Raw genomic sequence first — 20,919 nt, forward strand, 5'->3', positions numbered from 1 at the left:
ATGAGTAATAAAACGATTCAAGAACAAACTTTCTTTGGGCATCCTAAAGCGCTTTTTATATTATTCTTTACAGAAATGTGGGAACGATTTTCATTCTACGGAATGAAAGCGTTATTGATTTTTTATTTAACAAAATACCATTTGTTTTCTGATGATTCAGGAAATTTATTAATTGGAAGTTACGCTGCTCTAGTATATGCAGTTCCCGTCATTGGAGGTTTTATTGCCGATAAATATTTAGGTTTTAGGAAAGCAATTGTTTTTGGTGGAATTATGCTTGTTTTAGGTCATTTAGGAATGGCTTATGAAGGAAATGCTGCAACACAATCAATAACAGGAGAAATAACAAGAGATAACACTGCATTACAAATCTTTTATTTTTCTTTAGCGTTAATAATTTTAGGAGTAGGTTTCTTGAAAGCTAATATTTCTTCACTAGTTGGTGAGCTATATGAAGTTGGTGACAAACGTCGTGATTCTGGATTTACACTATTTTATATGGGGATAAATCTTGGTTCTTTCTTAGCAACAATAGTTTGTGTTTGGCTAGGTGAGTCATACGGATGGAGTTATGGTTTTGGTGCTGCAGGAATTGGAATGTTCTTTGGATTACTAACATTCATTTCAGGTAAAAAATTACTTATGGGTAAAGGAGAATCTAATAATCAATCCTTTTTAAACAAAGCTACTTTTGGAATTAAAAATGAATGGTTAATTTACTTAGGAAGTATTTTATCAACATTGATTTTTTGGCAAATGGTTCAAAATCACGATGCTGTATCTTTAGCATTACAAGTTGCTGGAGCTGCATCATTTATTTATATTGTTTATTATGCAATTACTCAATTAGACAAAAAAGCTAGAGAACAATTAATCGCACTTACTATTCTGATCGTATTCACTATTGTGTTTTGGGCATTATTTGAACAAGCCTATACCTCTATGAATTTATTTGCAGATAGAATTTTAGACAGACACATTTTAGGCTTTGAATTATCAGCGGGACAGTTTTTGAGCTTTAATGCATTATTTATCATATTATTAGCACCTATTTTTGCTTGGTTATGGGTAAAATTAGGAAAATATAATCCAAATACTGCTGTGAAATTCTCTTTAGCACTAATACTTGTAGGATTAGGGTTTGGTGCATTAGTAATGGGAATTAACATCTCAGGAGCTGGTAAAGTTGCCGCAATATGGTTAATATTAGCTTACTTATTACATACATGTGGGGAGTTGAGTTTATCTCCTGTAGGTCTTTCTGCTGTTACAAAATTATCTCCAGTAAAGATTGTTGGTTTTATGATGGGAGTTTGGTTTTTAGCAACAGCAAGTTCGGAGTTTATTGCTTCCGTATTAGCTAATATAGCTTCTGTTGACACATCAAATGGCTTAGCACCAGATTTAAATATTGCTAAACAAAGTTATTTGAAATTGTTTGAGTACCTATTTTATACTGGAATTGCATTTGGAGCTTTACTTTTAATTATATCTCCTATCATTAAAAAACTAATGCATGGTGTAGATAAAGAATTAAATAACTAAAAAATAAGAAACTAACTTACAATTATAAACTATGAGTCAAAATTCAACCGATCAATTTTTTAAAGACACCGTTTTAGGTCATCCAGCGGGACTATTTGTATTATTTTTTACTGAAATGTGGGAGCGTTTTTCATTTTATGGGATGCGTTCGTTATTAGTTTTATTTTTTATGGCTTCATTTTCTGATGGTGGATGGGGTTGGGATCAAGCTACAGCCTCTTCATTATTTGGGTCATATGTAGGATTAGTATATCTTTCAACAATGTTAGGAGGTTATTTTGCTGATAAAATAATTGGCTATCGATGGGCTGTTGTAGTTGGTGCTTTATTAATGACATTAGGTCATTTTTCGATGGCTTTTGAAACACAATTTACAATATATTTAGGTCTTGTCTTATTAGTTTTTGGTAATGGATTTTTCAAACCAAATATGACCTCTATTGTTTCAGAAATGTACAAAGATCGTCCAGAAAAAAAAGATGGAGCTTACACTATATTTTATATGGGTGTTAATGCAGGTGCTTTTTTTGGAATTCTATTATGTGGCTATTTAGGTGAAAAAGTAGGTTGGGGATATGGCTTTGGATTAGCAGGTATTTTTATGTTTTTAGGATTAGTCCAATTTTGGTTATCCCAAAATATATTTGGAAACATTGGATTAAAACCAGTAAAAAAAGATGCTATAGAAGAGCAAAAAGAAGATAATGATAAAAGAGTACCTTTTGCAAAATGGCAATTAGGATTAATTGGACTTTCCACTTTATTAGGATTGTTATGGATTATTAATGCTCCTGTAACAAAAATATCCAAAGGAACTATTAATGTTTTTGGTTTTTTAGGTGAAAAAGGAAATGGTATCGCAATAGTGACAGCTTTATTATTGTTTATAATCTTATTAATATATAGATTAATACAATATTCAAAAACAACAAGAGAAAAATTAATTGCAGTAACATTTTTTGCTTTTATTACTATTTTCTTTTGGGCAATATTTGAACAATCTCCTAATAGTTTAACTGTTTTTGCTGAAAAATATACAAATCGTATTTTGACTGGTAATTCTAGTGTCATATTTTTAATTGTAAACTCACTTATGACAGTTGTGCCTTTGTTAATTATTAACTGGGTAATGTATTTATTATTCAAGAAAACATTTGCTAAATATGCAGTTGCTAATATTGTCTTAAGCTTTAGTTTTGTGATAGTTTGGCTTATTGCTTTGTGGATGCTTGCAAAAGATTACTATACTGCTGGATATTTAGATTTATCAGATGCTACTCTAGAATTTTTAAGAATTGCTAAAACTAATGAACCGCTAACCGAAGTTCCTGCAACATGGTTCTCCACTCTGAATTCATTGTTTATTATAACTTTAGCACCCTTATTTTCTAAAGTATGGGAAAGTAAATATAATCCTAATGCAAATTTAAAATATGGAATTGGAATGTTTTTATTAGGATTAGGTATGGTTGCAGTAGCGTTTGGAGCAAACGGTATAGAACCAGGAGCGGAAACTGCTAGTGTGAGTATGATATGGTTAATATTAGTTTTCTTATTTCATACAATGGGTGAATTATGTATCTCGCCAGTTGGGTTATCTTATGTAAGCAAGTTAGTACCTGCAAGAATGATTGCATTTATGTTTGGAGTTTGGTATTTAGCAGTAGCTATCGGAATGAAAGGTGCAGGTATGTTTGGAGAATCCGTGGAGGCAATTGCTAACGAAAAAGGAATTAGTTATTTCTTTTGGATGCTAGCTATTGTATCTTTTATCTTAGCTGCTTTTTCTATAATAATGTCTCCATTTATTAAAAAACTAATGCATGGTGTAAGATAACAAACAAAAATTGGCATCTTTTTTGCCTAATTTTGTAAAAAATTAAAGAATATGAAAAAACTATTTTTATTTATAACAATCATCACATTTAGCCTAACAAGTACTGCACAAGAATTAACTTGGCATACCGACATGGCTAAAGCATCTGAATTATCTATCAAAGAAAAAAAGCCTCTGCTATTATTTTTTACTGGTTCTGATTGGTGTGGTTGGTGTATTCGTCTTCAAAAAGAAGTTTTGAAAACTCCTGAATTTGAAAAATGGGCTAAGGAAAATGTGATTTTAGTGGAACTTGATTTTCCTAGAAGAACTCCTCAAGATGAGACTATTAAAGCACAGAACTACCAATTGCAAAATATGTTCCAAGTGAGAGGTTATCCTACAGTTTGGTTTGCAAGTCCTGAAAAAACAGAAGAAGGTAAAATGAATTTAAAAGGTCTTGGAAGCACTGGTTATGTAGCTGGTGGTCCTGAAAAATGGCTTGACGGAGCTTCAAAAATTGTTGCCAATAAATAAAATTCTTATTTCAATCTATAAAATCCCTTTTCGGCAGTAGCATGAAAAGGGATTTTTTCTTGTTCACAAGTTGCTTTCCATTGGTTAACCAAATAAAAAGAATTACTGTTATCGGCAATAATTTGTTTTGGATGTAAGGTTTTAATAAGTCGCAGTAAATTCAATTTTGGACATTGAGAAAGTAAAACCAAGTCGGGTTTTTCATTTATAGCATAAACTGATGATGTATCAACAATTAAAATTCTTTTCCTATGAAAAGACAATACGTTTTGTAAAGGCATACATTTAGAACTATTACTATGCAATCCTCTACTGTAGTCCAAGGCTATTTCATGATTATTTATTGAATCATTACTAAATAATTGAATTTGGTCTCCATTTTTGATGCCTATTAAAGTTTGCTTGTTGTTAAAAATGACCAATTCTTCCGTTCTATTTTTATCCCACTTTATATAAATTACTACTACTTGAAAAAGAATTAATGTAATCATAACATTTCGAAAAGCAAACCATTTCAATTTATAAATCCAATATATAAAACTTAACAAAACCAAATAAAACAAAATAGTCATACTACTAGTAAAAGAAATGTTTTGGATAATACCATCTTCTATTTTAGCAATTATGGTGATATAATGGTTCATCAAATCGATAATAAAAGAAAGAAATTTACCTACAAAGACAGCCAATGGCTTAAAAATAAAATTTAAAATTAAAGCAATACTGCCAAAAATTAAAACTATACTAGCAATTGGTATCACAACAATATTAGCCAATAAAAATAGTAAAGGCAATTGATGAAAATAATATAAACTTAATGGCAATACTCCTATTTGAGCTGCTAAAGAAACTAGAATTATATCTACAAAATAAACTTCTACTTTATTTTTGGTAAAATAAAATTTCTCATAATAAGGCTGAAACAACAAAATGGAAATTACAGCAGCATAACTCAATTGAAAACCAACATCAAAAATAAAATTGGGATTAAAAATCAGTAAAACCAAAGCTGAAACAGCAACTGCATTAAAAATATTAGTCTGTTGATTAAAGTAATTACCAAAACTTAGAAAACTAAATAAAGTAACCGCTCTTGTTACAGATGCAGGTAAACCCGTTATAAATGCAAAAAGCCATAATAAACTTAGAATTAAAATTAATCGAATTCCTTTTCCATATTTTAATTTATCTAACGGTTTTAAAACAAAAGCAAAAAATAGATACAAAATGCCTATATGCAATCCAGAAATAGCCAAAATATGAACTACTCCAGATTTTGAATAATTAGTTAGAGTATCTTTATCAATAAAATTTCGTTGACCAAATAGTAATGCGTCAATAATAGATTTTGTACTAGCTTGAAAATGATGGTGTGCAAAACTATTACTCAATTTATCTCTTATAATTTGTAAGTAATAATTAAAATTTTTTATAGTTCCAATAATCAAAATGTCATTGTCTTTGCAAAATACTTGATGGTAAATATTTTGCTTTTGAAGATAATTCGAATAATCAAATTGATAAGGGTTTGTCACTTTTAAAGTAGGAAGTATTGGTTTACAAAGAGCTATTTTCTGTCCGACCTTTAAAGTTTGGTTAGCATTGGATTGATATAACAAAATTTTACCAAAACTTGGTATTAAATTACATTGCGAAACTTCAAAAACATATTTTTTAAATTTATCGCTAGGCTTTAAAACTGAAGAAACACTTCCTATAATTATAGTTTCATCAGTCTCAATTACATTTGAATAATGATTTTTGTAATTTGTATCAATATAAAAATAATGAGATAATGACCCAAAACAAATCATTAGTAAATAAACCACAATTCCAAAAGTTGTGTCCTGAAACCATTTCTTTTTGGCTTTAAAAAACACTACAACAAATAGAATCAATAAAATTAAAAAAGCTATATATAATAACGTTATATTAAGCTTTAAAAGCTGATTTATTATAACACCTATAGCATATGAAGCTGTTAAGGTAATTATTGGAAACTTAAAAAACTTCATATACTTCAATCAAATCATCAATACTTCAAAACTCTATTTATTTGAGCAAATGTTTTTCCATAATAAGCATCTGAAGTAGAAGATACTATAACGCCTTTTCTTGTAGAAGAATGGACAAACTTAATTTCATTTGGCATAACTTCTACAATTATACCTACATGATTAATTACTGTTTTTCCATTGGTTTTAAAGAAAATCAAATCTCCTGGTTGTGCTTCACTAGTACTAATCATCTCTCCATGTTTAGACATATCTATAGAAGTCCTTGGCAGGGAAACATCATAATTTGCATAACTACTAAAAACAAGTCCAGAACAATCCATTCCTGTCTTAGTTGTACCACCAATTCTATATTTTACTCCTAAATTTTCTAAAGCCAAATCAACAATTTGATTTGCCAATGCATTTTCACTTTTAGAAACTCTTGTATAATTATCATTATCATATTCATTTTCATCTTCTATATCAAAAGATTCATTTACAAGAACACTCTCATTCTGATTAGTATTCTTACTTTTGGAATAAGAATAAACTCCTTTTTCAACTGCTTCCTTTTTAGAGGTAATAATGTTAGATTGAGTTTTACAACTAATAATAGTTAGGGTAAGAATAAGTAAAATGGTAATTTTTTTCAAAATAAAGCTTTTTTTGCGAAAATAAAGATTATTTCCTTATTGATGAAACAATTAGTTGGGCTGTTTTTTCGCTAGCACCAACTCCTCCTAATTTTTTTTCTAAAATAGTATAATTTTCGATCATTTTTTCCCTTTCCACTCCATTTATAATTTTATTTAATTCTATTTTTAAATTTTTAGAATTGAATTTATCCTGAATAAGTTCAGTAACTACTTCTCTATCCATAATTAAATTTACTAACGAAATATATTTTAAAGTAATAATTCGTTTTGCAATTTGGTATGAAACCCAACTTCCTTTATAGCAAACAACCTCAGGAACTTTAAACAAAGCCGTTTCCAAAGTAGCTGTGCCAGAAGTTACTAATGCTGCATGAGAAACACTTAGCAAATCATAAGTTTTATTAGAAATGAAATGCACATTTTCCTTTTTTAAAAAAGGTTCATAAAATGCAAAATCTTGACTAGGAGCCCCAGCAATTACAAATTGATAATCTGGAAAATCTTTCACTATAGATAGCATTCCTGAAAGCATTTTTGTAATCTCTTGTTTTCTACTTCCAGGTAATAAAGCAATTATTGGCTGATTACTTAATTTATTTTCAGCTCTAAAAGTATCTGAATCTATTTGTTCTCTATTATGAATCGCGTCTATTAAAGGATGACCAACAAATTGAACAGGAAAATGATGCTTTTTTTCGTAAAAATCTTTCTCAAAAGGAAGAATAACATACATGAAATCGACATCTTTTTTAATTGCTTTTATTCTATTCTCTTTCCAAGCCCAAATTTGAGGTGAAATGTAATAATGAGTTGGTATATTTCTTTCTTTTGCCCAAGTAGCAATCCGCATATTAAATCCTGGATAATCTATAAAAATAATAACATCTGGTTTGAAGTTTTCAACATCAGCTTTACAAATCTTAATGTTATTTAAAATCGTTTTTAAATTTAAAATAACTTCTAAAAAGCCCATAAAAGCTAAATCACGATAATGCTTTACTAAAGTTCCTCCAGTATTTTGCATTAAATCTCCACCCCAAAAACGAATTGTTGCAGTAGGATCTTCCTTATAAATAGCTTTCATCAAATTTGAACCGTGTAAATCTCCTGAAGCTTCTCCCGCAATAATGTAATATTTCATAGTTTATTATATGAATTTAGTTTCTTTAAAAATTAAACAAACTACAATCAATCAAAGTTTCATTTGAAAAAGTCAAAATCCACAGTTTACTGTAAACATCTTCGCTTAATTGGTTGAATTTGTCTTCACCAATTAACTTATTAACTAATATGGGAGTTGTATTAGAATGTCCCACCACTACTATAGTTTTTCCTTGTTCTTTTTCTAGTAAATATTTTGCAAAATTTAAATCTTTAGGGTCATAATCTTCAACTTGGAGACTTTTACTTTTAGCTAAATCTGCCACAGTCATTTTCGTCCTGATGTAAGGAGAAGAAAATATTTTATCAATTTTTATATCTGAAAACAGGAACCTTAAACGTTCTGCTCTTTTTTTTCCTTCATCTGTTAGTATTGGATCTTTAGTTTTATCAAGTACTTTTTCAGCATGACGCAACAAAATAATTTTTGTTAGATTATTATCTGAAATTACACTTTTTTCAATAGTATTTTGAGCCATTAAAAAACTAACAAAAAACAAAAGAGCTAATAAAATTATATTCTTTTTCATTCTATAAAATTAAAGTAATAATAACTAATAAAAACATTGCTAAAACAACTCCTCTGGCCATAATATCTTTGTTTTTTTTTAACAATAAAAAAAACACAAGTAAATTTGGCACACAACCTAGAGTAATTACTTTACCAATCATTCCAGCATTTTTCATAATCTTAAAACCTTCAATAAAACCTTGCTTTGTAAAAATTTGCAATGCTATAAAAGTTCCTAAAAAAGCACCTATTAAACCTATAAGTAGTCCTATAAAAATATCCTTTTTTTGAATCATAACTCCCAAGAATTAAGTGTTTGTATTACATGATGGGCTGTTAAATCAAACTGAACTGGGACAATAGATACATAATTATTTTTTAGAGCCCATTCATCTGTATCTTCTCCTTTATCTTGGTTTACAAATTCGCCTGTTAACCAAAAATACTCTTTCCCTTGAGGATTCGTTCTTTTATCAAACTCTTCCACCCACATTGCTTTTGCTTGTCTACAAATTTTAACACCTTGAATAGGCTTTTGATCTGTTTTTGGAAAATTAACATTTAAAACAACTCCATCTGGCAAACCATTTTTTAAAACAGCCTTTGTAATTTCTTTTACATAATTCTTAATTGGCTCAAAATCTATTTCCCATCCATAATCTAAATGAGAAAAACCAATTGCTGGAACTCCTTCTATACCTGCTTCTACAGCAGCACTCATGGTTCCAGAATAAATTACATTAATAGATGAATTTGAGCCATGATTAACTCCAGACACACATAAATCTGGTTTTCGCTTTAAAATTTCATGTATTGCCATTTTAACACAATCAACTGGTGTTCCAGAGCAACTATATTCATGCTCTATTTCACTATCTAAATTAACTTTATCAATATGCAAAGTATTATTAATTGTAATCGCATGACCCATAGCACTTTGAGGACTATCTGGAGCTACAACAATTACTTCACCTATCTCTTTCATTACACTTATTAAAAATCGAATTCCTGGCGCAACAATACTATCATCATTAGTTACCAAAATAAGTGGTTTCTTCATGTATTTTTTTTTGCTAATTTAAATAATTTAAATGGAAAGTTATATTTCCAAACTTAAAATTAAATTTTTTAGTAAAAGTGAAAAAAATGTCTTAAATTGCAATATAATGGCATGATTTTTTATGTACATTAGTAGAAATTTTTATTGATGACCCAAATTGTTGATTTTATGAAAAGAAATTATAAGGTTATTTTGTTGATAACTGCCTTATCTGCAGTTTTATGGAGTTTTATACCCACTAAAAAAACCGAAGACCCAGAGAAAGACAAATTGCTTCTGGAACTATTAACTTATGTGCTGGAGAAAGGACATTATAGTCCTGTTGAGATTAACGATACTTTTTCAAAAGAAGTATATGATAAGTATATTACTGGAATAGATCCTACTAAAAGATTCTTTTTGTCTTCAGACATTAAAGAATTTGATCAATACAAACAAGTGATTGACGACATGATTAAAACAAAAGATTTGTCGTTCTTTTACCTAACTAATGCTCGATTATTAAAAAGAATTTCAGAATCAAAATCAATTTACAAATCTTTGTTAGCTAAACCATTTGAGTTTTCAAGTGATGAATTAATTGACACCAATTATGAAAAGCAATCTTATGCCAAAAATGAAAAAGATTTAAAAGAAAGATGGCGTAAGCAATTGAAACTTTCTTTATTATCTACCATTACTGATAAGCAAAAGTTAGAGCACAACAAAAAAGAAAAAGACCCTAATTACAAGGAAAAAAAGTTTGATGATATAGAAAAAGAAGCTCGTGAAAGCTCTTTAAAATCATTAAATGAATATTTTGATTTTATTGAAAATGAATTAGATAGCAATGATTGGTATTCTATTTTCATCAATTCGATTGTAGAACAATTTGACCCACATACTTTTTATTTCTCACCAGAAGAAAAAGACAAATTTGACATAAGTATGAGCGGGAAATTTGAAGGAATTGGTGCTCGATTACAAAAGAAAGAAAATGCTGTTGAAGTTTCTGAATTGATTTCTGGTGGACCAGCATGGAGAGCTAAGGAATTAGAGGCAGGAGATGTTATTCTTAAAGTTGCACAAGGAAATGGAGAACCTCTTGACATTGCAGGAATGAGACTAGATGATGTAGTCAAAAAAATTAAAGGAGCAAAAGGAACAGAAGTGCGTTTAACTGTTAAAAAAGTTGACGGATCAATATCTGTAATTTCTATTATTAGAGACGAAGTGGAAACTGAAGAAACTTTTGCAAAATCTTCAATTGTTGAAAAAGATGGCTCAAAATATGGAATTATTTATTTACCTAAATTCTATATTAGTTTTGATAATAAAGACAATAGAGATGCTTTCAAAGATGTTGCTATAGAGATAGAGCGTCTTAAAGAGCAAAATGTTCAAGGTATTGTAATGGATTTACGTGGAAATGGTGGAGGTTCTTTAGAAACTGTTGTGAATATGACAGGTTTATTTATTGAACAAGGACCTGTTGTACAAGTGAAATCTTCTGACCGAAAAAAAGATATTCTTTCTGACAAAGATCCTGGAGTACAATGGACAGGACCACTAGTAGTAATGGTGGATAATTTTTCTGCATCTGCATCTGAAATTTTTGCGGCTGCAATACAAGATTACAAAAGAGGAATTATTATAGGTAGTAAACATACTTACGGAAAAGGAACAGTTCAAAATATAATCGACCTTAATCAATTTGTAAGAAGTAATTCTTTTGGAGATTTGGGAGCTTTAAAAACAACTACTCAAAAATTCTATAGAATCAATGGAGGTTCAACTCAAAGAGAAGGTGTTTTAAGTGACATTGTAATGCCAGATAGATTTGCCTACTTAGATATGGGAGAACGTGATGAAAAAAACGCTCTAGTTTGGGATAAGATAGATGCAGCAGACTATAATCCAATTTTTTCTGGGTTTGAATCCATTATTTCTAATAGTAATAATAGAATTGCTAATAATGAATATTTCAAACTAATTGATGAAAATGCTAAATGGATATTTGAAAGAAAAGACGACAATACTTATGATTTAAATATAAATAAGTTTAAAGATAAAATGGAATTAAATGATTTAAAACTTAAAAAGTTCAAATCATTATCTGATTACAAGAACAATCTAACCTTTACCTCTCTTCCTCACGAAATTGCTTTATTTAAAACTGATGCAATATTAAAAGAAAAAAGAATTCGTTGGCATGAAGAATTAGAAAAAGATATTTATGTAGATGAGGCTTTAAATGTTTTAAATGATTTAGATTTAATTGGACTTAGAAGTGTTGTTTATACCAAAAACAAAAAAGGAAAACTTGAAAAAATAGATTAAACTATAATTTATTATAAATAAAATAAGAGGCAATTGCCTCTTATTTTATTTATAATAAATTATTACCATCCCATATAATAATCAGAATTTATCCAAATTGGACGAATTAGTTCATAATGTTCTTCAAACATTTTTTCAGCTTCACAAAATGCATCTTCTACCCAACCTTGTTGATCAGAATATGCTTCACCAATAATATGAATATTTTCATCTTGTAAAGGTTTACGCATATAAGGCATAACATCTTTTACGGAAAAACCAGCCTTCCAAGCGTGATATCCTGCTCCAAAATAATAGCATTGACACATTGGTAAATCAGTAATAGAATGCCCAGAATCAATCCCTAAAGATTTCTACCAAGGCTCTTCACAACCCATTAAAATTTTAAAATTAAAGAATCTTTATTGAAGTATCTTTACCAATATCCTTATAACAACGTAGTAATCAACGGTTTTGGATTAACAAGAATTCATTGTTTTGTATACGTCAAAACCTTAGTTTTTGAGTATAGTTTTTCTTTTTTTATACTTTCGTCTAGTCATAATTAATTTATATCTAAAATTATCATATAATAAACTTATCAGTAGAATTATGGCTCCAAAAATCAATGTTTTTAATTTTAATTCAACTTTTGAATAAAGAAATCCACCAATTAATCCACCAGCAAAAAAGAAAGAAATAATATAAATTCGTAGTTTAATGTTTGCTATCAGTTTTTCTCTGTACGGATTCAACTTAGGAAAAAACAATTGAGAAATATCTATCCCTAGATCTGTAAAAAGCCCTGTTAAATGCGTTGTTCTTACTACTGCGTTTGAAATTTTTGTTACAAAAGAATTTTGAAGTCCCATTACAAAAAGTAGCAAGCAAACAATTAAATCAGGATATTCGATTTCAATACTATTGCTTAGTAATCCAATAGATATTAAAATCAAACATTCCATTATTGTTGGCAAAACAAAAATATTAAGTTGCTTATTTTCCCTAAACTTCTCTATTAGAAAACTGGAAAAAAATGAACCAAAAAGAAAAGAAAATATATAAAGAAAATAAATTGTGCCTCTCCAAAAATCAAAATTAGCTACATCATTAATAAATAAAGCAAAATGCCCCGTAACATTTGTAGTCAATTGTTTAAAAGATAAAAAGCCTGTTACATTTACAATTCCAGCTACAAAAGATAAAACAATAGCAATTCGCAGATTATGTTTTAAAGTTCTACTTTTGCCTTGATGTCTAAACATTTTGTTATACTTTATTTTAAGCTAAATTAGCCAAAATAATTTAATTATTGAAGGTACTTACCAATTGCAATAACTACTACATTACAAAATATCATAATGAATTCTCTTTAAAAACTTTATGCTTAAAAAAATCATGCAAGTAATCATTTAACCAAACAAATTAGTATAAAAAATAAGGCTCCCATTAACGGAAACCTTATTTTACTTATTAAAAGTAATCTTCTCTTAGTCTATTAAAGCAATTCTCTCTAACAGATATAATTATTTTGAGAAGGAATGTAACAACATACTTTTTCCCCATTTACATAAATAAAGCTACCATCTCCTCCACAACGTTTAACAGGAATAGCTCCTCCACTAATTTCTTTTTGTTCGTTTTTAGTTAACTCTTGAGCGCCACTTAATTTTAAGATTTTTTTTAACATAATAAAAGTTTTAAAAATTATACTTATAAATCCAATCATTTTAAGACACTTGAATCGTATGTCTTTTATCTTATTTTAAAAACAAAATTGATAATCATGAAATTAAATTGATAAAAACAGTGAAATTCCATTCAATATAATGGATTAGTTTTTACAATAATTCATTGGTTTTAGAAGTAATAATTCTATATCAAGAGATATAGTTATAATTGATATACAATTATAACGAAGACTAAAATAGGATTATTTTCTCATTTAAAAAAATAAAAAAATAAAAATTTAATTATATAACACTGTTTAGTATCACATATTGCTGAAAAATAGTTGTTGAAAAATATAACAAATGTTCGTTGATTTGTTAAAAATCTTTACCTACTTTTGTTTTAATATATAAACAGAAGCTATAATGATAGCTTAGCTAGTAATGACTTAATTATGAAACCAGACTTATTTCAAGCTCCAGATTATTATCAATTAGATGATTTATTAAATGAAGAACACAAACTTGTTCGCGACTCAGCTCGTGCATGGGTAAAAAGAGAAGTTTCTCCAATTATAGAAGAATATGCTCAAAAAGCTGAATTTCCAAAACAAATTGTAAAAGGATTAGCTGAAATAGGTGGTTTTGGTCCATATATACCTGTTGAATATGGTGGAGCTGGCTTAGACCAAATTTCTTACGGATTAATCATGCAAGAAATTGAAAGAGGAGACAGTGGTGTTCGTTCTACTTCCTCAGTACAATCTTCATTAGTTATGTATCCTATTTGGAAATATGGTAATGAAGAACAACGTATGAAATATTTACCAAAATTAGCTACTGGAGAATTCATTGGTTGTTTTGGACTAACAGAGCCTGATCATGGTTCTAACCCAGGTGGTATGACAACTAATTTTAAAGACATGGGTGACCATTATCTTTTAAATGGAGCAAAAATGTGGATTTCAAATGCTCCTTTTGCTGATATTGCAGTGGTTTGGGCAAAAAATGAAGAGGGACGTATTCATGGTTTAATTGTAGAACGAGGAATGAAAGGCTTTACAACACCTGAAACACATAATAAATGGTCGCTTCGTGCTTCTGCAACTGGAGAATTAATTTTTGACAATGTTAAAGTTCCTAAAGAAAATTTATTGCCAAATAAATCTGGATTAGGTGCTCCTCTTGGTTGTTTGGATTCAGCTCGTTATGGTATTGCTTGGGGCGCAATTGGTGCTGCAATGGATTGTTATGATACCGCTTTAAGATATTCAAAAGAACGTATTCAATTTGATAAGCCTATTGGTGCGACACAATTACAGCAAAAAAAGCTAGCTGAAATGATTACTGAAATCACAAAAGCTCAATTATTAACTTGGAGACTTGGTGTTCTAAGAAATGAAGGAAGAGCAACTTCTGCACAAATTTCTATGGCCAAAAGAAATAATGTTGATATGGCTCTTACTATTGCCAGAGATGCTCGTCAAATGCTAGGTGGAATGGGAATTACAGGAGAATATTCTATCATGAGACACATGATGAATTTAGAATCTGTTGTTACTTATGAAGGAACCCATGATATCCATTTATTAATCACTGGAATGGATATTACAGGATTAAATGCATTTAAATAATAGAATAATAGATAAAAAAAATCAAAAATGCTTCGCTTTTTAGTGAAGCATTTTTAATTTTGGAACATTATTTGCAATCTATTATAATATAGATTTCGTATATAATTTAAAATACTGTATTATGAGAACCCAAATTATTAACCACAGCATCTTACCTTATAAAGAACAATTACTACAACATTCTTTATATAACAAAATTAAAACCATTGAAGACTTAAATTGTTTTCTGGAAAATCATGTTTTTGCTGTATGGGATTTTATGTCTTTATTAAAAGCCCTTCAGAACAAATTAACTTGTACAGTTACGCCATGGCTTCCAATAGGTAATCCAGAAATCCGCTATTTAATTAACGAAATAGTTGTTGCAGAAGAAACTGACATTGATCAAGAAGGAAATAGAAAAAGTCATTATGAATTATACCTAGAAGCTATGGAAGCTTTAGGTGCAAATACATTTCCTATTAAAAACTTCTTAGATGATGTTGAAACCACAAAAAACATTTTTGTTTCCATTAAACATAGTGGATTACATCCTAATGTAAAGGAATTCTTAGATTTCACATTTAGAGTAATAGAAGAAGGAAATTCACATCAAATTGCAGCAGCATTTACTTTTGGAAGAGAAGATTTAATTCCAGAAATGTTTACAGCAATACTAAAGAAATTTGAAAAAAATTTCCCCGATAAAGATTTATCAAAACTAATCTATTATTTTGAGAGACATATTGAATTAGATGCAGATGAACACGGACCAATGGCAATGAAAATGATTGAAGAATTATGTGCTAATGACGAAAAAAAGTGGCAAGAAGTAGAAGACATTTCAATTTTAGCACTTGAAAAAAGAATTTCTCTTTGGAATGGAATTAAAGAAGAAATTCTTAAAAAAGAATTTGTGTAATCTTTTAAAATTAGCATTCTAAACAAAAAACACTTACTTAGAAAGTATACTTTTTATTATAAATTTAACTTAATCCATCCTTTTTATTCAAAAGGGTGGAATCTTATATAGTTTTTTGAAAAATACTTTAAAAATAGAATATCATGACTATTACCTCTATTTCCAAGTCCTAGTGAAATACACTACATTGTTTTAGGATAGGAGTTGTGCTTATCCTCTTAATGCTATAGGTATTCAAATCAATCAACAGAACAATCACTCTTATTAAATGGTTTATATATATTAAAGAAGGTAGAACACACTATAATTAAAAAAGAATTCTTAGAAGGTTCATGCTAATTAGAAGATTATAAAAACAAATAAGGCTGTCAAAACCTAAATTTCAACAACCTTATTGTTACTAAAAAAACTAACGCAATTTAACTAACCTTCAAAACCTCTTTGTTATATAATAAAGGTTTCCAAATTTTATAGGTTGAACCTATTAAAATAATATTTGCTACAAGTAAAACAAGTGTTTGAAGAAGTTCCCCTATTTCATGCCCTTCTAAAAACAAATGAAATAAAAATATATTTACTGTTAACGGCAATGCTATAATAGCACCAATTCTTGAAAACACTTGACTTACTAATAAAATTCCTGCTAGAAATTCTATAATCCCTAAAAATGGCCAAAAAAATCCAGATTGTTTCATGCCGAAAATGTAGTTTTTTATTTTTAGGATATCTTCACTAGGAGCAACCTCTTCTCCTTTTTGTACTTTTTCTATAATCTCTGTTGGTTTAGGAGTGGGTTTAAATTTACCTAAACTTCCATAAATCATAAATCCACCAACATATATATTTAATATGATGATTAGTATCTTTAATGCTTTCATGTTATTAATTTAATATTTCATATTTAAAAACAGGATAACCTCTTTCTCCACTATCATTGGTCAAGGCTAAAAACATTAATTTGTAAAGATTTCCATCTACATCTTTTACAATATAAAAACGATCATCTTTTATACTTGGTAATGAATTTGGACCACCTCCATTTCTCCATGAAGAACCAATTACTCTTTGATCTGTTAATGAAACAGTAAACTTTGTTTCATCTACATTGGCTAATACAAAATTTTCAAATTCTACATCTGTTTGAGTAGCATCTGTAGCTAGAATCTCATAAACTTGTGTACCTCCTAACATATTAGTAGAAACAAAATCAGAAAAATAATAGATAATACTTGATGCTCCAAATGCATAATAGTTAGTAAACCCAGTAAAGTTTAAATCCCAATGATTTTTCTTAGGTTGAACATTTATCGTTTGACCATTATTTAAACTTACAAATACAAAGCTATATTCACTATTTTTTGAAATGGTAACAGATTCCGCAGTAGTAGCATCTAAATCCGCATATTGCAACACATAATCATTCCCTTGTTTAGTAATTCTAATTTTTTTCCAACCACGTGAATCACCATCTACTGTAACTGAACCAACGGTTGGTGTAGTTGTTCCAACCTCATATCCTAAATTGACTAAATACACCTTGTTTTCTTCATTATTTGATGAAACTTCTGCAATTGCAGTTCCTTCTCCACCTCCAGCACCTTGTAATACGCCAGTTGGATTATCAACATAACCCATAGTAGAATAAGTAGAATAACCAACAGCTACAGTAGCATCTTCACTTTGAATCTCAGAAATATCTGTTGAGGTAGTTTGTTTAACTGCCATTTTAATGGAACCGTTAATTATAACTCTAAAATCACTACCTGTTGAAAATCCTAAATCCCATGAATCTCTTAAGATAGCTGTTTGTTGATTTGTACTTAAATCTATATAAACTTGATTTTGTTGATTTGGGCCACCTAATAAAGGTGAAACTATAGCTTCTTCAACAGGATTAATTACTTGTTCATCTGGGTTTTCTGGAGTAGAATCATCGCTTGAACATGATGCAAAAAAAAGCATCATTAATGATAAAAAATAAAATTGTTTTTTCATGATATAAAATTATAGTTATTAAAAATTTAAATTATACGTTAGTTTAAAAAAGTAACTTCGTCCATAGGCTAATAAAACTTGAGAAGAAACAGCATGACCAGCACCTTGGTTTAAATTGGACTGATTTACATTATTTATATTTAATAGATTTCTTGCGCCTATAGTTAGCTCTATTCTATTTTTGTAAAATAATTTTCTTATAGATGCATCTAGCCAACTATAAGGTTCTATTTCCGACAAAACATAACCATCTGTCGTTAATAAATATTGCTGTGTTTTACCTGTAAATTTATAATAGATTGAAAATGTAGTCCCCTCTTTTGGAAGTGTATAAGACAAACTCGAATTAAGGTTGAAATTATATAAAAACTTATCATCCGAAGAAAATTCTAAGTTCTCTATTTCTCTTGAAATACCTGTTAATGAACCTCCTAAAGAGAGCTTCCAATTTTCCGATTGAATGGCATTTGACAATGCAAAATTTATACTTTTAAACTTACTAATATTTATATATTCATAAATGGGAGTTGCACCTTCAAAGCCTGTTAAAGCACTTGTTATTCTATCATCAACGTTAAGATAACTCATCATAAAATTTGTTTTCAAATCTATTTCTGGAGTTAAATCAATTTGTTTTTTTATACTTGCTTCATAAGAAGTACTTGTTTCTGGAATTAAATTTTCGTTTCCAACAAAATAATGTCCGTCAAAAATAATTTGGCTATAAAGCTCAGTAAAAGTGGGCGTTCTATAAGATTTACCAATAGAAGCTCTTATTTCGTATTTTTTTGGTAATAAAAGTCGGTTTCCTAAGGAAATTGCATATTGATTTTCAAATAAGGATTGAAACGAATATCTAACTCCTGGTCTAATTGAAAAAGAATCAGTTAATTGAATTTCAGAAATAGCAAAAAAATCTATGTTATCTATACTTTTTGAAACTTCTTTTTTCTGGTTGTTTTCTTCATCAACTATTGCAAAACCACTGTTCTTTATTGTTTCATATCCTAGTTGAAAATCAACTTTTTTATTCTTAAAAAAATTACTTAATGTTCCTGTCGAATAATACACTTCCATTGATTGATCTTTTTGTTTTGTATTATTTAATTCAACGTCATCTGAAATATTATATCGAAAATCTTCAACTTCTCTTTTTTGATATTGATGAGAAAGCGAAATATTATAATTTAACTGAGAAAATAATTTTCCTACAGCATTTAAATGATGATAAAATCGTGTAGAATAAAATCGTTGATCATCACCATATTTATAAGAACCATACTGTGAATTATAACCAGATTGGGCTGCTGAACCATAAAAATTAATAACCTCATCAAACCATTCAAACTTATAAAACACTCTGAAATCATTCTTTTTATAGGAAAGAAGCATATTGTTTTGCCATTGTTCTTTGGGCAACCAACTATACCCTCTAGTTCCATCATTAATAGTGTGATTTTTACCTTTTTTCTCTCCCAAAAAACCTCTAAAATCATTTCTATTTGAACCTATACTTACAAACCAATTGTCAGTTATGTTATGAGAAATTTTAAGATTTTGAATATGTCTTCCTTTAGCAAATAAAGAAAATTCCTTTCCTACAGTTTCCTCTTGAATAGTTGCAACTATACTCCATTTTTCTTTAGTCGATTTTTTGGTTATGATATTTAAAATTCCTGTAACTGCATTTGCTCCATGTGTTACACCCATTGAACCTTCAATAATTTCAATTTGTTCAATATCATTTAAATTAATCTGAGATAAATCTGTATTATTTCCTAAACCACTTTCGTTTACTAAAGGCACATTATCAACCAATATTTTAAAATATCCAGCATCTAAACCAAACATGGAAACTGTAGATTTTCCTGAGTTACTACTTGGCCTTACTGTAATATTAATATATTGATTTAATATATCTCCCAAATTATTTGCTCCCAAATTAGCAATATCTTGTGCTGAAATAACCTTAACATTATGTACTGATTTTTTTAAAGATTGAGGTTCAATTTGAGCAGTTACAACTACTTCACTTAATTTGGTTACCCCCAAGGAATCCATATTGACTTCTTGTGAAAAAACAAGATAATTTGATACAATAATTAGTAAAGAAGTTATGCTTTTTTTCATTATTTAGATTAAGTCTTAATAAATTTATTTTGCAAATATATATGTTATTTTTATTTATTCTAAATTAATTTAATATTTTTGTACCAGAAATTTTTAAACACAAAATCAATATCATGAAGAAAACATTCTCGATTTTAATTGCATCTATTTCATTTTCTGCAACTTACTCGCAGAACAAACAAGAAGACATTAAATCAATTAAACAAATGTGTGGTTGCTATGAAGTAGAATTTAATTTTACTGAAACTTTTCAGGCAACAAAAGACACAACTCACAAACCATCACCAACGAAAAAAGATCATGGATTAGAATGGGTTGAACTAGTTGAAGATTCATCAAACAAACTAGTATTACAACATTTATTAATTGTAAATGATGAAATGATTATTAAACATTGGAGACAAGATTGGTTATATGAAAACACCGAGTTTTATCAATTTTTCAAAGACAAAACTTGGAAATTTGAAAAATTAGCTCCTAAAGATGTCAAAGGACAATGGACTCAAAAAGTATATCAAGTAGATGATAGTCCAAGATATGAAGGAACTGCAACTTGGATTCACGAAGATGGAAAAGACTACTGGATGAATGTGACTGATGCTCCTTTACCAAGAAGAGAACATACTATTAGAAAAGATTATAATGTTCTAGAACGTAGAAACATTCATGAAATAACAAAATATGGTTGGTTACATGAACAAGATAACAGAAAATTAGTTAGAGATGAAAATGGAAATGATACAGAAATCGCACAAGAAAAAGGGCTAGATTTATATGTAAAAGTGGAAGATTCTAAATGTGCAGCAGCTCAAAAATGGTGGAAAGAAAATGGAAAAATGTGGAAAAATGTTAGAGAAAAATGGCAATCTGTTTTTGATCAAGACAAAACTATTGAATTAGAAAAAAGTGTAGACAACAAACCTTTATTTTCTCACTTATTTGACTTAAAACCAACTGCAACTAAAGAAGAAACTGATAAAATTATTGATTCATTTATAAAATAAAAAT

Annotated in this window: 19 protein-coding genes; 7 read left to right on the top strand and 12 right to left on the bottom strand. The window is 28.9% G+C overall.

Annotated features, from left to right (window positions below):
- Genes ACULEV_RS15070 through ACULEV_RS15080 form a run of 3 tightly spaced genes read left to right on the top strand, consistent with a single transcriptional unit; the run spans position 1 to position 3,898 of the window.
- Positions 1 to 1,545 (top strand): peptide MFS transporter, encoded by a 1,545-nt coding sequence (locus ACULEV_RS15070; protein WP_445455866.1) that lies wholly within the window; start codon positions 1 to 3, stop codon positions 1,543 to 1,545.
- A 31-nt stretch (positions 1,546 to 1,576) separates the two neighbouring features.
- The gene (locus ACULEV_RS15075) at positions 1,577 to 3,382 is read left to right on the top strand and encodes a peptide MFS transporter (protein ID WP_445455867.1); all 1,806 of its coding nucleotides are present in this window, start codon (positions 1,577 to 1,579) and stop codon (positions 3,380 to 3,382) included.
- Between the two features lie 51 nt (positions 3,383 to 3,433).
- Positions 3,434 to 3,898, top strand: a complete 465-nt coding sequence (locus ACULEV_RS15080) for a thioredoxin family protein (RefSeq protein ID WP_445455868.1) — start codon at positions 3,434 to 3,436, stop codon at positions 3,896 to 3,898.
- A gap of 5 nt (positions 3,899 to 3,903) precedes the next feature.
- Here ACULEV_RS15080 and ACULEV_RS15085 read toward each other — a convergent pair whose 3' ends face one another.
- Genes ACULEV_RS15085 through surE form a run of 6 tightly spaced genes read right to left on the bottom strand, consistent with a single transcriptional unit; the run spans position 3,904 to position 9,283 of the window.
- Positions 3,904 to 5,913 (bottom strand): ComEC/Rec2 family competence protein, encoded by a 2,010-nt coding sequence (locus ACULEV_RS15085; RefSeq protein WP_445455869.1) that lies wholly within the window; start codon positions 5,911 to 5,913, stop codon positions 3,904 to 3,906.
- Positions 5,914 to 5,930: 17 nt separating this feature from the next.
- Positions 5,931 to 6,548 carry a C40 family peptidase gene (locus ACULEV_RS15090; RefSeq protein ID WP_445455870.1) on the bottom strand — a complete coding sequence of 206 codons (618 nt, stop codon included), beginning with the start codon at positions 6,546 to 6,548 and terminating at the stop codon, positions 5,931 to 5,933.
- Positions 6,549 to 6,576: 28 nt separating this feature from the next.
- A complete protein-coding gene (gene lpxB, locus ACULEV_RS15095) occupies positions 6,577 to 7,692 on the bottom strand; it encodes a lipid-A-disaccharide synthase (protein ID WP_445455871.1) in 1,116 nt (371 codons plus the stop codon).
- A 25-nt stretch (positions 7,693 to 7,717) separates the two neighbouring features.
- The gene (locus ACULEV_RS15100) at positions 7,718 to 8,242 is read right to left on the bottom strand and encodes a histidine phosphatase family protein (protein ID WP_445455872.1); all 525 of its coding nucleotides are present in this window, start codon (positions 8,240 to 8,242) and stop codon (positions 7,718 to 7,720) included.
- 1 nt (position 8,243) lies between these two features.
- Positions 8,244 to 8,519: a hypothetical protein gene (locus ACULEV_RS15105; protein WP_445455873.1), complete on the bottom strand. Its 276-nt coding sequence runs from the start codon at positions 8,517 to 8,519 to the stop codon at positions 8,244 to 8,246.
- Positions 8,516 to 9,283, bottom strand: a complete 768-nt coding sequence (surE, locus tag ACULEV_RS15110; protein WP_445455874.1) for a 5'/3'-nucleotidase SurE — start codon at positions 9,281 to 9,283, stop codon at positions 8,516 to 8,518. The genes ACULEV_RS15105 and surE overlap by 4 nt, the downstream gene beginning before the upstream one ends.
- A 147-nt stretch (positions 9,284 to 9,430) precedes the next feature.
- Here surE and ACULEV_RS15115 point away from each other — a divergent pair, with 147 nt between their 5' ends.
- A complete protein-coding gene (locus ACULEV_RS15115) occupies positions 9,431 to 11,602 on the top strand; it encodes a carboxy terminal-processing peptidase (RefSeq protein WP_445455875.1) in 2,172 nt (723 codons plus the stop codon).
- 62 nt (positions 11,603 to 11,664) lie between these two features.
- Here ACULEV_RS15115 and ACULEV_RS15120 read toward each other — a convergent pair whose 3' ends face one another.
- From ACULEV_RS15120 to ACULEV_RS15130, 3 genes are all read right to left on the bottom strand, one after another.
- Positions 11,665 to 11,910, bottom strand: a complete 246-nt coding sequence (locus ACULEV_RS15120; RefSeq protein WP_445455876.1) for a hypothetical protein — start codon at positions 11,908 to 11,910, stop codon at positions 11,665 to 11,667.
- A gap of 186 nt (positions 11,911 to 12,096) precedes the next feature.
- Positions 12,097 to 12,846 (bottom strand): YoaK family protein, encoded by a 750-nt coding sequence (locus ACULEV_RS15125; RefSeq protein ID WP_445455877.1) that lies wholly within the window; start codon positions 12,844 to 12,846, stop codon positions 12,097 to 12,099.
- A 248-nt stretch (positions 12,847 to 13,094) separates the two neighbouring features.
- Positions 13,095 to 13,271 carry a hypothetical protein gene (locus ACULEV_RS15130; RefSeq protein ID WP_445455878.1) on the bottom strand — a complete coding sequence of 59 codons (177 nt, stop codon included), beginning with the start codon at positions 13,269 to 13,271 and terminating at the stop codon, positions 13,095 to 13,097.
- Positions 13,272 to 13,706: 435 nt separating this feature from the next.
- Here ACULEV_RS15130 and ACULEV_RS15135 point away from each other — a divergent pair, with 435 nt between their 5' ends.
- Positions 13,707 to 14,885, top strand: a complete 1,179-nt coding sequence (locus ACULEV_RS15135; protein ID WP_445455879.1) for an acyl-CoA dehydrogenase family protein — start codon at positions 13,707 to 13,709, stop codon at positions 14,883 to 14,885.
- A gap of 121 nt (positions 14,886 to 15,006) precedes the next feature.
- Positions 15,007 to 15,786: a DUF3050 domain-containing protein gene (locus tag ACULEV_RS15140; RefSeq protein WP_445455880.1), complete on the top strand. Its 780-nt coding sequence runs from the start codon at positions 15,007 to 15,009 to the stop codon at positions 15,784 to 15,786.
- 419 nt (positions 15,787 to 16,205) lie between these two features.
- Here the strand turns inward: ACULEV_RS15140 and ACULEV_RS15145 are convergent, their stop codons facing one another.
- Genes ACULEV_RS15145 through ACULEV_RS15155 form a run of 3 tightly spaced genes read right to left on the bottom strand, consistent with a single transcriptional unit; the run spans position 16,206 to position 19,911 of the window.
- Complete coding sequence (locus ACULEV_RS15145; protein ID WP_445455881.1) at positions 16,206 to 16,664, bottom strand: DoxX family membrane protein; 459 nt, start codon at positions 16,662 to 16,664, stop codon at positions 16,206 to 16,208.
- 4 nt (positions 16,665 to 16,668) lie between these two features.
- Positions 16,669 to 17,781: an HmuY family protein gene (locus ACULEV_RS15150; RefSeq protein ID WP_445455882.1), complete on the bottom strand. Its 1,113-nt coding sequence runs from the start codon at positions 17,779 to 17,781 to the stop codon at positions 16,669 to 16,671.
- 18 nt (positions 17,782 to 17,799) lie between these two features.
- A complete protein-coding gene (locus tag ACULEV_RS15155) occupies positions 17,800 to 19,911 on the bottom strand; it encodes a TonB-dependent receptor plug domain-containing protein (RefSeq protein ID WP_445455883.1) in 2,112 nt (703 codons plus the stop codon).
- A gap of 113 nt (positions 19,912 to 20,024) precedes the next feature.
- On the opposite strand from ACULEV_RS15155, the gene ACULEV_RS15160 reads away from it, so the two are divergent.
- Complete coding sequence (locus tag ACULEV_RS15160) at positions 20,025 to 20,915, top strand: DUF6607 family protein (RefSeq protein WP_445455884.1); 891 nt, start codon at positions 20,025 to 20,027, stop codon at positions 20,913 to 20,915.
- Positions 20,916 to 20,919 lie beyond the last annotated feature (4 nt).

Source organism: Flavobacterium sp. HNIBRBA15423 (assembly GCF_052655965.1).

Excerpts from the sequence above, each read along its gene's own strand:
- ACULEV_RS15125 (WP_445455877.1), bottom strand. The coding sequence starts at position 12,846 with ATGTTTAGACATCAAGGCAAAAGTAGAACTTTAAAACATAATCTGCGA.
- surE (WP_445455874.1), bottom strand. The coding sequence starts at position 9,283 with ATGAAGAAACCACTTATTTTGGTAACTAATGATGATAGTATTGTTGCG.
- ACULEV_RS15140 (WP_445455880.1), top strand. The coding sequence starts at position 15,007 with ATGAGAACCCAAATTATTAACCACAGCATCTTACCTTATAAAGAACAA.
- ACULEV_RS15160 (WP_445455884.1), top strand. The coding sequence starts at position 20,025 with ATGAAGAAAACATTCTCGATTTTAATTGCATCTATTTCATTTTCTGCA.
- ACULEV_RS15155 (WP_445455883.1), bottom strand. The coding sequence starts at position 19,911 with ATGAAAAAAAGCATAACTTCTTTACTAATTATTGTATCAAATTATCTT.
- ACULEV_RS15115 (WP_445455875.1), top strand. The coding sequence starts at position 9,431 with ATGACCCAAATTGTTGATTTTATGAAAAGAAATTATAAGGTTATTTTG.
- ACULEV_RS15120 (WP_445455876.1), bottom strand. The coding sequence starts at position 11,910 with ATGTGTCAATGCTATTATTTTGGAGCAGGATATCACGCTTGGAAGGCT.
- ACULEV_RS15145 (WP_445455881.1), bottom strand. The coding sequence starts at position 16,664 with ATGAAAGCATTAAAGATACTAATCATCATATTAAATATATATGTTGGT.
- ACULEV_RS15105 (WP_445455873.1), bottom strand. The coding sequence starts at position 8,519 with ATGATTCAAAAAAAGGATATTTTTATAGGACTACTTATAGGTTTAATA.
- ACULEV_RS15080 (WP_445455868.1), top strand. The coding sequence starts at position 3,434 with ATGAAAAAACTATTTTTATTTATAACAATCATCACATTTAGCCTAACA.
- ACULEV_RS15150 (WP_445455882.1), bottom strand. The coding sequence starts at position 17,781 with ATGAAAAAACAATTTTATTTTTTATCATTAATGATGCTTTTTTTTGCA.
- ACULEV_RS15070 (WP_445455866.1), top strand. The coding sequence starts at position 1 with ATGAGTAATAAAACGATTCAAGAACAAACTTTCTTTGGGCATCCTAAA.
- ACULEV_RS15085 (WP_445455869.1), bottom strand. The coding sequence starts at position 5,913 with ATGAAGTTTTTTAAGTTTCCAATAATTACCTTAACAGCTTCATATGCT.
- ACULEV_RS15130 (WP_445455878.1), bottom strand. The coding sequence starts at position 13,271 with ATGTTAAAAAAAATCTTAAAATTAAGTGGCGCTCAAGAGTTAACTAAA.
- ACULEV_RS15100 (WP_445455872.1), bottom strand. The coding sequence starts at position 8,242 with ATGAAAAAGAATATAATTTTATTAGCTCTTTTGTTTTTTGTTAGTTTT.
- lpxB (WP_445455871.1), bottom strand. The coding sequence starts at position 7,692 with ATGAAATATTACATTATTGCGGGAGAAGCTTCAGGAGATTTACACGGT.
- ACULEV_RS15135 (WP_445455879.1), top strand. The coding sequence starts at position 13,707 with ATGAAACCAGACTTATTTCAAGCTCCAGATTATTATCAATTAGATGAT.
- ACULEV_RS15075 (WP_445455867.1), top strand. The coding sequence starts at position 1,577 with ATGAGTCAAAATTCAACCGATCAATTTTTTAAAGACACCGTTTTAGGT.